The organism is Flavobacterium arsenatis (assembly GCF_031456785.1).
Classification (GTDB): domain Bacteria; phylum Bacteroidota; class Bacteroidia; order Flavobacteriales; family Flavobacteriaceae; genus Flavobacterium; species Flavobacterium arsenatis.
This window is the reverse complement of the sequence record NZ_JAVDVI010000027.1, coordinates 1-13,989: the sequence shown is the minus strand read 5'-3', so window position 1 is coordinate 13,989 and position 13,989 is coordinate 1. Positions and strand designations below refer to the sequence as shown.

10 protein-coding genes and 1 tRNA gene are annotated in these 13,989 nt (G+C 34.5%); 2 read left to right on the top strand and 9 right to left on the bottom strand.

The window, feature by feature from the left end; all coding sequences use genetic code 11:
- Positions 1-77: 77 nt before the first annotated feature.
- From J2X31_RS17965 to J2X31_RS17940, 6 genes are all read right to left on the bottom strand, one after another.
- Positions 78-521, bottom strand: coding sequence for a very short patch repair endonuclease (locus J2X31_RS17965; protein ID WP_310028929.1), 444 nt, complete (start codon positions 519-521; stop codon positions 78-80).
- Between the two features lie 82 nt (positions 522-603).
- The gene (locus tag J2X31_RS17960; protein ID WP_310028927.1) at positions 604-1,137 is read right to left on the bottom strand and encodes a hypothetical protein; all 534 of its coding nucleotides are present in this window, start codon (positions 1,135-1,137) and stop codon (positions 604-606) included.
- A gap of 121 nt (positions 1,138-1,258) precedes the next feature.
- Positions 1,259-1,981 (bottom strand): hypothetical protein, encoded by a 723-nt coding sequence (locus tag J2X31_RS17955; RefSeq protein WP_310028924.1) that lies wholly within the window; start codon positions 1,979-1,981, stop codon positions 1,259-1,261.
- A gap of 1 nt (position 1,982) precedes the next feature.
- Positions 1,983-4,553 (bottom strand): ATP-binding protein, encoded by a 2,571-nt coding sequence (locus J2X31_RS17950; RefSeq protein WP_310028922.1) that lies wholly within the window; start codon positions 4,551-4,553, stop codon positions 1,983-1,985.
- Positions 4,554-5,777 carry a DNA cytosine methyltransferase gene (locus J2X31_RS17945; protein WP_310028920.1) on the bottom strand — a complete coding sequence of 408 codons (1,224 nt, stop codon included), beginning with the start codon at positions 5,775-5,777 and terminating at the stop codon, positions 4,554-4,556.
- Positions 5,778-6,003: 226 nt separating this feature from the next.
- Complete coding sequence (locus tag J2X31_RS17940) at positions 6,004-6,303, bottom strand: hypothetical protein (RefSeq protein ID WP_310028918.1); 300 nt, start codon at positions 6,301-6,303, stop codon at positions 6,004-6,006.
- A 244-nt stretch (positions 6,304-6,547) separates the two neighbouring features.
- On the opposite strand from J2X31_RS17940, the gene J2X31_RS17935 reads away from it, so the two are divergent.
- Positions 6,548-8,143: a PAS domain-containing sensor histidine kinase gene (locus J2X31_RS17935; protein WP_310028916.1), complete on the top strand. Its 1,596-nt coding sequence runs from the start codon at positions 6,548-6,550 to the stop codon at positions 8,141-8,143.
- Between the two features lie 124 nt (positions 8,144-8,267).
- Here the strand turns inward: J2X31_RS17935 and J2X31_RS17930 are convergent.
- Both J2X31_RS17930 and J2X31_RS17925 read right to left on the bottom strand, forming a co-directional pair.
- Positions 8,268-8,339 (bottom strand) — tRNA-Arg (locus J2X31_RS17930).
- 149 nt (positions 8,340-8,488) lie between these two features.
- Entirely contained in the window at positions 8,489-11,101 is a 2,613-nt protein-coding gene (locus J2X31_RS17925; protein ID WP_310028914.1) for a T9SS-dependent choice-of-anchor J family protein, read from the bottom strand.
- Positions 11,102-12,099: 998 nt separating this feature from the next.
- On the opposite strand from J2X31_RS17925, the gene J2X31_RS17920 reads away from it, so the two are divergent.
- The gene (locus J2X31_RS17920) at positions 12,100-12,834 is read left to right on the top strand and encodes a hypothetical protein (protein ID WP_310028911.1); all 735 of its coding nucleotides are present in this window, start codon (positions 12,100-12,102) and stop codon (positions 12,832-12,834) included.
- A gap of 17 nt (positions 12,835-12,851) precedes the next feature.
- On the opposite strand, the gene J2X31_RS17915 is transcribed toward J2X31_RS17920, so the two are convergent.
- Positions 12,852-13,850 (bottom strand): DNA cytosine methyltransferase, encoded by a 999-nt coding sequence (locus J2X31_RS17915; protein WP_310028909.1) that lies wholly within the window; start codon positions 13,848-13,850, stop codon positions 12,852-12,854.
- Positions 13,851-13,989 lie beyond the last annotated feature (139 nt).

Below are 13,989 nucleotides of genomic sequence, written 5' to 3'. Positions count from 1 at the left end.
ATTGCTTATAATTTTCTGCCGAAAAAACCTTCTTTAAAATACGAAACAATTAAAACTAACCAATTAGCGGTCTTTTATTAATCGAGTTCAGGTTTATAATAAATTTTCTGATGGGCATTTTCGATTTCTTTTTCGATGGTCCGGATGATCGTGTATAGTTTTGTCTTGACATCGTTGCTCCAAAAACGAAGCACTTTCCATCCTCTCGAAGTGAGGTATTCATTAACTTGCTTATCACGCTGGATGTTGCGGTTGATTTTGTTGGCCCAGAATTCGGCATTGTTGACGGGACGTTTTCTGGTTTCCCAATCCTTGCCGTGAAAGAATTCGGAATCTACAAAGATGGCAATCTTGTATTTCTTAAAAACCAAATCAGGTGTCCCAAAAATGGTCTTGCAGTGTTTACGGTACCGATGGCCTCTACGCCAAAGGGTCGTTGCAAGGCGTACTTCGGCCTTGGTATTCTTGCTTTTGATGCGGGCCATAATTTGGCTTCGCTTCTCGGGGGTAAAGGGATCCATGTTTTCGCATTTGGGGTTGCGGGGTATGGATAAAGGTATAGATTTATTTTGTGGGGTGTGGTTAAGGGAATGTGAAAAGTAATTATAATCTATCTTGTAAATAAACCATCTCATTTCTGAATTCAAAAAGAAGTCTTGCAATTTCTTTTCTATTTTTAATTAATTTATTTTTCAATATATCGTTAATATTCTTATTAATATAAAACTCAATACACTTAGGCATCTGATGAAATTTTATTTTATCATTTATTAAAAGTTTGAGTGACATAATAATTGAATGAACATAAAATTTATTAAATGAGTTTATATCATCCTCCGTTAATAATTTTTTAACTACTGCCTTATTATTGTGAATATCAAGTTCTTTTTTAGAACTCATTATGTTTCCAAAACCAATTCTATTTGAACACATATCTAATTTTTTTATGAATTCTGAAGAATTGCAGCTTAATAGAATGATGTCTTGATCCTGAAAATAGTTATTTGCCCAATTTACATCTAAAAAATAATTCTCATAATTCCCTTCTTCGTCTGGCTCGTAAAGTCCTGTAGAACTGCCATGACCAACGTATACAATCAAATTTTTTTCTTCTAAATTTCCTAATTTAATTTTCACTTCATTGATTTTATTTCTTTGAACATCGAAACAATAGTAATGCTTTTCAAAGTGATTTTTAAATTCTGACAGAAATTGTGTAGACTGGTCGATGGGATGAATTATCAATATATTTGTGTAACTATTCATTTAATTCTGTGTAATTTGCTATAGAGAGTTCAATAAATTCTCTAATAAATTTTAGTCCTAAATCATTATTTTTTGAAATTAAATCTAAAAGCTCGCCTATTTTTTTTCCGTCAAAATAATCATTACCTGTATTCAGCAGTATATTTTCATCAAAATTTGATAGTGTATTTAAAACTATTAAGGAAATTGTCTTATTAGAGTTTATTAAAGTATTGATTTCATTAAATCTTTCTGCCCTTGTAGAAAACTTAAGTTTAAGTTCCAATAAAAGACTTAATAACTGTTTAGAATTGATTGGATCATCTGGATTTATATCAATTTCCCCTTTAATTTTATTTACAAATACATGACTCACATCCTTTGATTTACCAGAATATATTAAGTATTGTGTTTTTTTATACTTGTCGTTAGTTTTTACTAATATTTCAATAATTTCAAGCGCATTAATCTCACTGTAATTTGAAGTTTTAGGAACCATATTCCAATCAGAAGCGATAAGATTAATTTGCTTGCCTTTGGTTTCTGCTTTTATTTTTTGAATAAATTGGTCGATATCAAATATATCCTCATCGACATTATAAAAATCAAAAGGATTGATAAATATTACATTGCAATCGATTCCCTGAACTTTTACATTTATTTTATTTTGTTGTAATTCTTCATTTTCATCATCAAAAACAAGATAGTTTAAGGGTAATTTATTACTTGAACTCATATTAAATTTCAATTTTAAATCCGGCACCTTTAAGTTTGACATTATTACCAATAAACTTAACAGTTCCGTTCATATTAATTACTCTTTTTTGAACGTCATACATACCAATTCCAGAACCTTTTTCAATCGAATCTCTTACACCTAAATCAAAAATTGATTCAGGGTTATTAATTAATTTTTCAGACATTCCAATTCCATCATCATAATAGTATATTTCTAATTTTTTACCATTAATATGAAAGTCTACAAGTATATTTTTAGCTTTTGCTTTTAGAGAATTTGACACTAAATTATCTAGCACAATATCCATATCTATGGGATTAATTAATACATATTTATTAACTAGATTATTAGTTTTGATAACAATATTTCTTCTTGAAATCGATAAATCTTCTAAATATTCCTTAATATAAGTTGGCAAATCAACTCTTTGATTAATATGCTTATAATCAAAATTGGACTTTATAATTATTTGAGAAACTTTTAAAGCCTTATCAATATTATTCTTTATTGAATATACCTTATCTCTCAATTCGATAGTTATGTTTTTAGTAGATAAAATCTCATTAACATAAGTAGAAGCATTTCCAACATATAGATCTATAGAGTGTACTAATTGTTCAGCATCCTCACTTAAAGTTTTTCTGGTCGCATTTAAATATTGATTTTTTTTTGTTTCAATAGTTAATTTGTCGGATAGATCTTTGTTTTTTTCTTGTACTTCTTTTGCTTTTTGCTCAGCTTTAATTTTTGCAAGTTCAGCTTCTGCTCTTTCTTTTTCTTTTTTAAGAGTCTCTAACTCAGCTAATCGTCTTTTTTCTTCTTGAATTTTTGCTTTTTCCTCAGCTTCCTTTCTTCTTTTTTCCTCTTCTAGTGCTTTTTCTTCTGCTTCTTTTCTTTTCTTTTCCTCTTCATTGGCTCTCTTTTCCGCCTCTTCTTTTTCTTTTTTTAGTTTCTGAAAATTTTCTTCTATTAAATTTACATTATTTTTTAAATTTTCATCATTTGTATGATTAGCTATTGCTTCTAAATCAGATATAAATTTTTTCTGGTTATCATCAATTTTTTCATTTATAAGATTTACAAAATCTTTATTATAATTTATTATTTGGATATCCTTATTTGAGGATAAATTTTTAATTATTTGAATAAAATCTAGTTTACTACCTAGATTAGATTTGGCAATTTCTAAATTATCAGAATCTTTATCTTCAGATAATCCTTTTCTGTAATTATCTGCTATTTTATTTCCTTCTTCACCTTCACCGAAATATTTTTTCCTTTTAAATCCTTCCCCCCATAATACTCCAACAACATAGCGTTCTAATCTTCTATGGGCTAATTCAAAAGCAGATATTAATTCGAAATATCCTGCTGTTTCCACTAAACCGCCATCACGACTAGATACCTCTTTAAATTCTTCAAAGTCATTAGTTGTTAATTCTACTCGTCCAAATAAATCTCTTGTCCCTAGAAATCGATTATATCCTTGCTGTGATCTATAATCAATTCCCCAACTATCATTTCCAGTCTCTCCAAATGGTTGAACTCTAAAACCATTTTTGAATAAAAATATTGAACCAAAATTTACAGGTTCAATACCCATTCTTTTTTTGAAATTAAGCTTTGCAGCTCTATTTAAAAAGTATAAATCTATCTCAGAATGTGTGATTTTTTCAAAATAGGAAGGCTCCTTTGTATGATAAATTAAAATACCTCTATCTGTAATCTTTGTTTCAATAATATCATCGGTAATTAAAATTTTGATATGTGAAGTTTTAATTTTCAGAATGTCTAAAATCGCATTTTTTACATAACCATTAACTTTATCTCTTTCATTATACTTTTTACCTTTATTGGGAGCTGATTTGTACAAGCCAAATTCATCTTCATTTTTCTCTCTTTCACAGATAATTTTTATTTGAAAGTCATTTTTTTCAGTGAATGGATTTATTAATTTTTCAAGTGAATGTTTTAAATTTTTTATTTTTTCTCTATCCCAAAATAATGCATTATCAATTTCAAGTATAGTCCCGTTTTTCGAATTATTTGGAAATAAATTAAGATTGAATGGAATTGGATTATAATCTACAGGTATTTTAATAAAATCTTCCTTGTCGTTGTTTTCAAAATCCGCCCAATCAATATTAAGTTGATTTACATTTTTATCAATTTCTCTTTTTGAATACAAAATCAATTTCTTACCTAATCTGTCACATGAAAATCTACCGATTCCTTTTGCTCCTGCATAAAATCTTTTCTTTTGAATTTCATCTCTATATGAAGAATTTCTCTCTTCTGAATCTTCATCTTCTGAATCTTCAGAACCATCTTTTTTTGCGGAGTATGCTAATGCAAGCCATTTATTTTGTAACTCATCCTTCGACATTCCTTTACCATCATCTGCAATAATTATTTTACTTTCTTCAAAAGTGATAATTACATTTTTTGCATGTGCATCAAATGAGTTTTTTACCAACTCGAAAATAGCAATATAATCATCGGTAATTAAATCTTTACCGACAATACTTTTAATTCCAGTTTTAACTGTAAAGAATAATTTATCTCCCATTTAGGTAATAAGTTGTTTTAAAATCAATCCACTTTGCTCACTAAAAAGCGGCGGAATTGCATTTCCGATTTGTGTATATCTTGGAACTTCTTTTACTCTTAAAATTCCTCCTGTCGTATATTTCCCTTGAAACTCATACCAATCGGGAAATGATTGAATCCTAGCATATTCTCGAACAGTTAATATTCGAGGCTCTTGATAGTGGATGTAATCATCAGGCAAAGTTGTAATGGTTGGCGTCTTGTCAAATTCATTCAATGGAATTACAGTACGCTTTTTTATACTGTACTTTTCTTGAATTTCTTTACTTATATTAAAGTTCCTTCTGTTACTTGGCGTTTCATCAAGAATACATTTAAATCTATTGATTATGGATTGTGAATGTTTTGGAAAGCGATGACTGTCAGCAATTTTATTATCTACTCCTTCACGCATCAACTTCTGATAATTGCCTTTTTCTTTTCCGTAGATACCAGATTGAAAACTTGGAGAATCAGGAGTTTCTTCTAATCCGTTTTGTTTGAATAAATCGGAAATTGCATCTTGTAAATTTGTAGTTGTAGTTAGTCCTTTTTCTTTGAGAAAGGCGAATTTGTTTTCTTCAAGGGATGTAAAAAAAGATTCTACTTTTTGCTGTGAAGCTTTTGGTAAATCTTTTTTAATCCCAACGAGTATGAAGCGAGTTCTTTTTTGAGGAACTCCATAATCGCCAAAATTTACTAGTTGTCCTTTTACAAAATAACCTGCATCTTCTAATTTCTTTGTGACTTGATAGGAATAAGCAAGTCCTCTCTCCTTATTTTTTTTGAATTCCATTGTAAAGCCTTTAACATTTTCAAAAAAAATGATTTTTGGCTCAACTGTTTGTACAAATTTTATGTAGGAATTTATTAAATCATTTCTTAAATCATATTCGTTTCTTTTTCCTGCCATAGAAAATCCCTGACATGGAGGTCCTCCTGCAATCATGGTCACTTTTCCTTTTAATTTTTCTAATTGAGTAGAATAATTAGCAAGAACTTCATTTATATCATGATGTTCTTTCGGTAGCCATTTTGGCCAATTAAAATGTTCTTTTTGTTTGATGAGATTATAGTCTAGGGTCTTGAAAGCATCTGGACTTTTTTCGATAGCAAAGAGACCTTTCCATCCCGATTGATGTAAACCCAATGAGAGTCCACCACAGCCAGCAAAAAGATCAATGTAGGTTAAGGTTTTAGGCATAAATTGGCATTACTTAAGTGATTATCCACAAAAGTATTGATAAAAATTATTCTTACATACAAAAAAATCAGGAAATATGAGGTTACATATTATGCTTTTTTTAATATTTTTTCAAAAAAAATTTATGATGTATCAACATAAATATAATTGGTCCTCCAATTCTGCAACAAAAAAGCCTGCCGAAAACAATTTCAACAGGCTTTATTATTATATAAAAACAGTAGTCCTACATCTCCAAATCCTTCCCCTTCTCAAAGAAATTCACATAAAAGAAATCATTAGGATCAATCCCAAGATCTACAAAAGTATTTTGAAGCAGGGTTATTTTTTCTTCAGAGATGTTCTCCGAACGTTTTAGGAATTCAATAAAATGAGTAAGATTTTCGAATTTGAAACTCAAGCTCGTGTTCAGGGAATAAGGCGTTATCTTAAAATCATAAGGCTTTGAAGTTCCTGGAGCCGTGTCCGGAAGCTGATGAAAGCCTTCCTTTATCAATGCATTGAATATGGGATTAAAGTCGTGCATGGTGTTTTATTTTCTATTTTTATTATTTATTTTTTCAAATCTTTCAATCTTTCAATTAAATCTAAAGATACTTTATCTCTCCCATTTTCCAATTATACAATCTTTTTAAAAGCTTACAGGATTTAACAGTTAGCAGCATATCAATTCAATGTTATAAAATTACCATATTGTCGAAAGTTTTGGCAACAATCATTAATATTCTCTTTATTAATTATTTAACTTTGGAATAACAAAAATAAAATACATGGAAAGCAAGGGAAACACTTTGGTTTCTCCTTTTATGAAAGAGGAAATTACTACTGACGGATTTTTTAATGGCAGGAATCTTTTTGAAGACATGCCTGCCGCTCTATATACGTGTGATGCCGAAGGGAAAATCACATTCTTCAATCAAGCAGCAGCCGATTTATGGGGACGAACTCCTGAAATTGGCAAGGATTCTTGGTGTGGCTCCTGGAAAATTTTTGACACTTCGGGGTTTCCAGTAAACCACGATCAATGTCCGATGGCGGCTACTTTGAAAGAAAGAAGAAAGATTGAAAACCAAGAAATGGTTATTGAACGCCCCGACGGAAAAAGAATTTATGTCCTCCCCCATCCAAAGCCACTTTTTGACGCAAAAGGCAATATGACTGGAGCCATAAATATGCTGGTTGATATTACTTATATCAAGGTAAAGGAAAACCAAGAAATGGCATCCTCGAAAACGGAAACCCCAAAAAACTTGACGTTGATGGATAGTGAAGAACGCTATCATAAAATGATTGATGAAATTCAGGATTATGCCATCCTGCTCCTAAACAAAGACGGCTATATCTTGAATTGGAACCAGGGTGCCGAAAAGATAAAAGGCTATTTGGAAGAAGAAATATTGGGGAAAAATTTTCGGGTGTTTTATCTTCCCGAAGATCAAGAAGCACAGCTTCCGGAACGACTCATCTCAGAGGCTTCGACTAAAGGGAAAGCGACCCATGAAGGTTGGCGGGTGCGAAAAGACGGCACCAAATTCTGGGGTTATGTAGTGATTACAACCTTGCACGACGATTATAAGAATGTAATCGGTTTCTCCAAAGTTACCCGAGATCTAACAGAACGTAAAAAAGCCGAGGACCAACTGCGGTACTATGCCCAAAATATCGAATCGCAAAACAAGCAACTCGAACAATATGCCTATATCGCTTCGCACGATCTGCAGGAACCTTTAAGAAAGATTCGTGTTTTTGCAGGTATCTTGGAAGAAAATATCGAAAATCACACCATCGTTAAAACCAATATCGACAAGATCAATACCGCCGCTAGTAGGATGTCGGCCTTGATAACCGATATCCTAAAATATTCGCAACTTTCGCAACTCGACAAACTCTTTCAACCAACCAATCTAAATGAGGTTTTGAACAGCGTAAAAGAGGATTTTGATTTGATAATGGAAGAAAAAGGGGTTTTGATTGAAAGTTCTCAATTGCCTGTCCTAAACGGAATTCCGATGCAGTTGCATCAATTATTTGCCAACCTCATCAGCAATGCGATCAAGTTTTCGAGGGAAAATCCGGTCATCAAGATTTCCTACAGGAAGATTTCAAACGAAAAAGTTGCAGAATGTCCTGACCTGCCTTTTGAAAACACCTACCATCAAATAAGTTTCACCGATAACGGAATTGGCTTTGAACAGCAATATGCCGATCAGGCGTTTAAATTGTTCCACCGCCTCCACGAAAAAACCTCGGGAACCGGCATCGGACTTGCCTTGTGCAAAAAGATCATTGAAAACCACAAAGGCTATATCTGTGTTCATAGCGAACCTGGAAAAGGGGCTACTTTCACGGTTTTCTTTCCGGTTTAGGTTTTAAATAAAAAGGTTTTCATTTATTTCTACCCAAATAAAAACGCTATCCATCAACCTTGTGCAGCTACTGCTATTTTAATTTTACAAATGCTTTCGATGTATGAAAACCGAAAGTATGTCGTGATCCCGCCAAGAATCGAACTTGGATCTAAAGTTTAGGAAACTTCTATTCTATCCGTTGAACTACGGGACCCGGAAAGTCTGACATCGCTGTTGGACTTTTTTATTTAATCATTCTTTAAAAAGTAGTCGAAGATAAAAAATATAAATCTTTTTAAAAACAAAAAAACCTCCGAAATCACTTCCGGAGGTTTTAGCCTAAAAACAAATCTAAAATTAAAATTATTGTTTGATTATCTTTATCGATTGAACTTGATCTTTAGAAGCAACCTTCACAATATAACTTCCAGAAGCCAAAGCCGACAGATCCATTTTCACTGATGTGCTGTTGACCTTGCTTTCCATAACTTTTTGTCCGAGCAGGTTGAAAACCTCTACGTTTGTAATGTTTTCCGCATAACCAAAATTCAAAACATCTTTCACCGGGTTTGGATAATAGCTGAATTGATTTTTGTCAAACGAACCCAAAGACAAGGTTGATTCCCAACTTACATCATCCAAACTGGCATACGCATTTTCTCCATTGGTTTTCAAACGGAAACCGATGTAGGTGTCTGTTCCTGTATAGTTCACAAAATCGACCGTGAAGGACTGTGTGCCAGATTCACTAACGGCAACGGTTTCGAATACTGTAAAAACAGCTTCGCTAGTGTTTCCGTCTAATGTTCCTATCTCTATCGGCAAACTTCCTGATCCTTTGAATTTCAATTGATGATTTCCAGAAGCCAAGGTAGTAACCGGTGGCGAAATTAAAATGATATTGGCTCCAGCTCCAGAATAGGCTCCGTATAATAGCATTCCGTTTGGAGCAGTTGTAGCCGAATAGATATCCAGCACTACATTAGATTCTGGCGATGCTCCTTCTACAATTTTACTCCAGCATACCGGGAAAGCAGGAAAATTTACGCTGTCGAAATTTTCCGAAAAAGTTGCCGCAGGATTGCACTCCATGTTCAAGAGTATTGGTCCTATCCAGTTGCCGTTATCAGCACCACAAACTGAGCGAACCCAAACATTATAGCTTGTTCCGGCAGTTAAATCTTCTAAAAGAAAAACCGTATCGTTCTCTACATCATTAACGGTAGCCAAAGCAGGATCTGTTACAGTATTCACTGCATGGGCAACCTGAAAGCTGGTTTCGGAGTTTCCGGCTGTCCAGTTCACGGTTACAGATGTAGTAGTAAGGTCCAAGAAATAGATGTCGGCTACATCTGCACAATTCGGAATGGCTTCCCAAATAATATCATCAATAAAAATAGAAGTGTAATCGCTTGTTGAAGCATTTCTAAAAGCAATGTATTGATTCGTTCCGCTGTAGTTGCTAAAATCAACCATATAATAGGCATACTGTTCTCCTAGCGAAATAGGCATCAACGAGGTAAAAACTGCATCCGAACTATTGTTGTTCAAGGTTCCTATATCCAAAATTGTGCTGCCACCGTTGCCGCTTGCCCAAAATTTCAATCGGTGTGTTGCAGCAGGAAGCGTACTAAGTTTTGGGGAAACCAGCATGATTTTGGCCGCTGATCCAGAATCGGTATTGTTCATCCGAATGGTTTTGGCACCCGAATGCGGAAAAATATCCGTAACCTGAACATAGGAAGTTTCAGATAAGGTTTCGCCTGCCAAAACTGCCGACCAGCAAAGTGGCAAACCTTCTTCGGTGGTTTCAAAATCTTCGGCAAAAGTAGCAATTTCTGTACAAGCCGTACTAAAAGTAATAGGTCCAACCCAATATCCGTTTACGTCACCCTCACAAACCGAACGTACCCAAAGGTTGTAGGTAGTGTTCTCTGCTAATCCTGTAACCACTGCTCCAACATTGGTTGTTGGTGCAGGCGATATAGGTATTAGACTGTTGGGATCTGTGTCGGTAGTTTCACCATACACAATATCCCATTGCGTTTCCCCACCATTGTCGGTCCAGGAAAGCGTCACACTATCGGTAGTGGTATCGTTAATCACAATATTGGACACATCCGCACAAAGAGGAGCGGCTTCCCATACAATGTTATCTATGAAAACAGACCTGTATTGTGGAGAAGCAATTCGAAAAGCCACATAGGTATCTTCGCCAGCATAAAGTGTATAATCTATGATGTATTCCGCATAATCATCCGTAAGGTCAACGGCTTCAAAAAAGGTAAACTGTCCTTCGTTTGTTGCATCGTTTACGGTTCCCAACTGTAGGGTTCCTGCATTAAAACCTGTCCTTGCATAGAATCGCAAACGGTGTGTTCCCGTAGTCAGGGTGGTCAGCTGTGGCGAAACCAGGATGATGTTATCGGTGTTTTCGGAACTGTGATTGAGCAGCTGAACTGCTTTCGTGCCTTCATAAGGATTGTTATCAACCGTTTTTACAGATGCAAATTCCGAAAGCGTATCGCCATTTAAAATTGTCGACCAGCAAGAAGGCATTCCGTTTACAGGAGCAGTTTCAAAACTTTCGCTAAACGTTGCAACGGCTCCAGAAGCAACCGTCGAAAAGTGATAAGGACCCGCCCAGGCACTAAACGCATTGCCACAATCGGTTCTTACATATACACTGTAAAGCGTGCATGGAGCTAGTCCTTCAACAATAAATTCAGGTGTTCCATCTGCCTCAAAAACCGGAGTATCTTCACTTGGAGCCGGAGTACCAAAAGGCAATACCGCAACTTCCCAAGCCGTGGCAAAACCTACTTCAGTCCATACTATGGTGGCCGATGTAAGGGTAATATCGGTAGCCGTCATATTAACCGGAGTAAAACATTCTGGATCCTCGCCTCCTTGTGAGCCCTTTGCATGACCTGCAAAAACGCACAGCAAGAGCAAGAGTAAAGTAATTTTTTTCATATAAGTGTGTTTTTTAGTTTGACAAAAATATAGTTTTTAATGCATTGATAAATTCTCGATTTGATAAATTAACACAAAAAGTTATAGAGATAACTTATGAAATTCGTGCATTTTGAAAGGGAAGTTGGGAGATTGAATTTAGCTACCCTATGGAAGATTCTAGAAATGTTGCGGGAATATTATAAAGTATACAAACCAACAGTCTATTTATTTGAAGGGCAAACGGCAGGAACTAAGCGTTCCGAGAAATGAGTTTTTGATAGAACGAAAGTCAATTCGATCACTCAAGAGATTAAACGATCAACAAATAAAACTCTCGACAATTTTAAAAAAGATTATCCTGAAATTTATGACGCAATTGTGGTCTCGAGAGTACAATTTGACAACGAAACCCTCGCTTATGATGATGCCGTAAAACCAATTTACTGGGATTACGAAGGTTTTCTACATATTTATCTAAGACATTGTGATGGGTTGGAAATCGAAGGTCGTTTTGAAAACAAAACCAAATTTTATTAAAAAACGTAATTGTTAAACCTTAGCGTATAGAATTTGATTTTCATTTAACTGCTTTTTGGCCTTTTTTCGAGCTAATTTTAATTCCTCCGCAGCTTGATTAATTTGTTTATCAGTAAGTTTAGTTCTAAAAACAAATGCCTCTGCTAATTCTTTCTTTTTATATTTAACCCGTTGGGTGTAATTCGGTTTAAGACTTTTTTTGTCATTCCGACGAAGGAGGAATCTCCGTTAGGAGCTCCATATTGCAGAGTTTCCTCCTTCGTCGGAATGACAAGTTTGGGTAAATTGCCTACTTTTTCTAAAATAATTCGCAAAAATCGTAATTACACCCAACGGGTTATATTTAATATTTCTGTTTTCATACCTCGCTTTTTACATAAATTATAAATTATTTACTTTTTTTGTAAATTATATAAAGGTAGCCACTATACAATGATTAATTGATTAAATTTGTTAGAAGACCTTGATGCAATACAACCATGAAGCTTACAAAAGAGGACAACCATTATCATCTAACTTCCAAAAAACGATTTGAAGGAAGCCTTATTGGCTTGGAAATTATCCAAAAGTCTTTTGACTTTGCTTATGAAATGGCGTATGGCGAGGGCTTTCATAGAAACTGTAGATCGGGAGGACAATCTGCCAGAACCAAATCGGAAATCTTCCAGAATACTTTTCAAGGGAAAATAGCAGAAATTGTGCTTTATGAAAATTTAAAAGCAAATGTCATCGAAACTGAAGAACCCGACTTCAGCATTCATGGAAAAGGAACTTGGGACGATACAGACTTGAAAGCCAACGGAAAATCGGTTTGCATCAAATCGGCCGCATTTTTTTCGAACCTCTTGCTTTTGGAAACCAAGGACTGGGACAACGAGGGAAGGTATATCCCAAACATTAGTAATGAAAATGCAACTGATGCCTATGACTATTTTGTTTTGGCACGAATAAATCCCGATATCAAATCGCTTTTAAAAGATATTCCTGAAGAAAAGTCGCAACTTATGAAAAAAATCCGAGAGCAGGATTGGCTGTGTGACATTCCGGGGTGCTGTAGTATCAAAACCCTCAAACACATTATTTCGCTTGGCCATATCCTGCCACAGAATGCAATGCTGAACGGAAAAACCAAGATGGATGCCGAAAATTATTACATTCAATCGGGCGACTTATTTCCAATTGAAAAATTATATACAGTTTTAAAGGAAAAATAAATTAAGCCGTATTAAATCTAGGCCAACTTTTCAACCTGATTTTTCTTTTTTCGGGAATCGACTTGGTTCAAAATCTCAAATATTTTATCGGCCAAACGCTCAATAACCGGAACACTTACAGAATTTCCCGATTGCTTGTACAGATGAGAATTGGCGATGGCAGGAAATTTGAAACTTTCAGGAAATCCTTGAAAGCGGAAGCATTCTCTTGGGGTTAGTTTCCTGTATCCGAATTCGGTTTTAACCAAAGGCACGTTATGGCCTCCAGATCCCATATTTGCAGTTAGGGTCGGGCAAACATTCGATTTGTTTTCCCTAACATACTGACGCCTGAACTGATAGACAGTATCCTCGCGTTTCATTTCGTTTTCAAGCATTGGAAACATGTACTTGTCTTCACGGTAATAGAATTTCTCGTCTACTCTATCCTGTGTTAATACATCCTTTATGGTTTTGGTAAGTTTCTCTTCTTTAGGAAATTCAAATTTAAAATCCTCCTTTTGAAGAAAATTTTCATCAAAGGCAATCATAAAGATTCGTTCGCGATTATGGGGGATGTTTCCGAAATCTTTGGTGTTTAGAACCTGTTCATCAAAAGTATAGCCACGTTTACGGATTTCATTTCTAATGACTTTAAATGTATTTCCATTATCATGACCTACAAGATTTTTTACATTCTCTAAAAAAATGACCTTCGGTCGCATGGCATCTACAAAGTCTAATATCTTAAAAAAATGATTTCCTCTGGTATCTTCAAATCCTTTTCTATATCCGGCCACGGAAAAAGGCTGACACGGAAATCCGCCCGCCAACACATCTATTTTTGGAAGTGAGTTGATGTCGATGTCCATTATATCGCCTTCAATCAAAGGATGACTGAAATTTTCTCTATACGTTATACAGGCATTCTTATCAAACTCATTGGCCCATTCCATCTTGAAACCTACATTTTTAAATCCTAGGCAAATTCCTCCGACACCTGCATAAAGGCTTCCAACCGTATATTTATCCTTCATCTGTCTGTAATTTTATATAAAGCGAAAGTAAGGTATTTGTATAAATTAACCTGAACTCGATTAATAAAAGACCGCTAATTGGTTAGTTTTAATTGTTTCGTATTTTAAAGAAGGTTTTTTCGGCAGAAAATTATAAGCA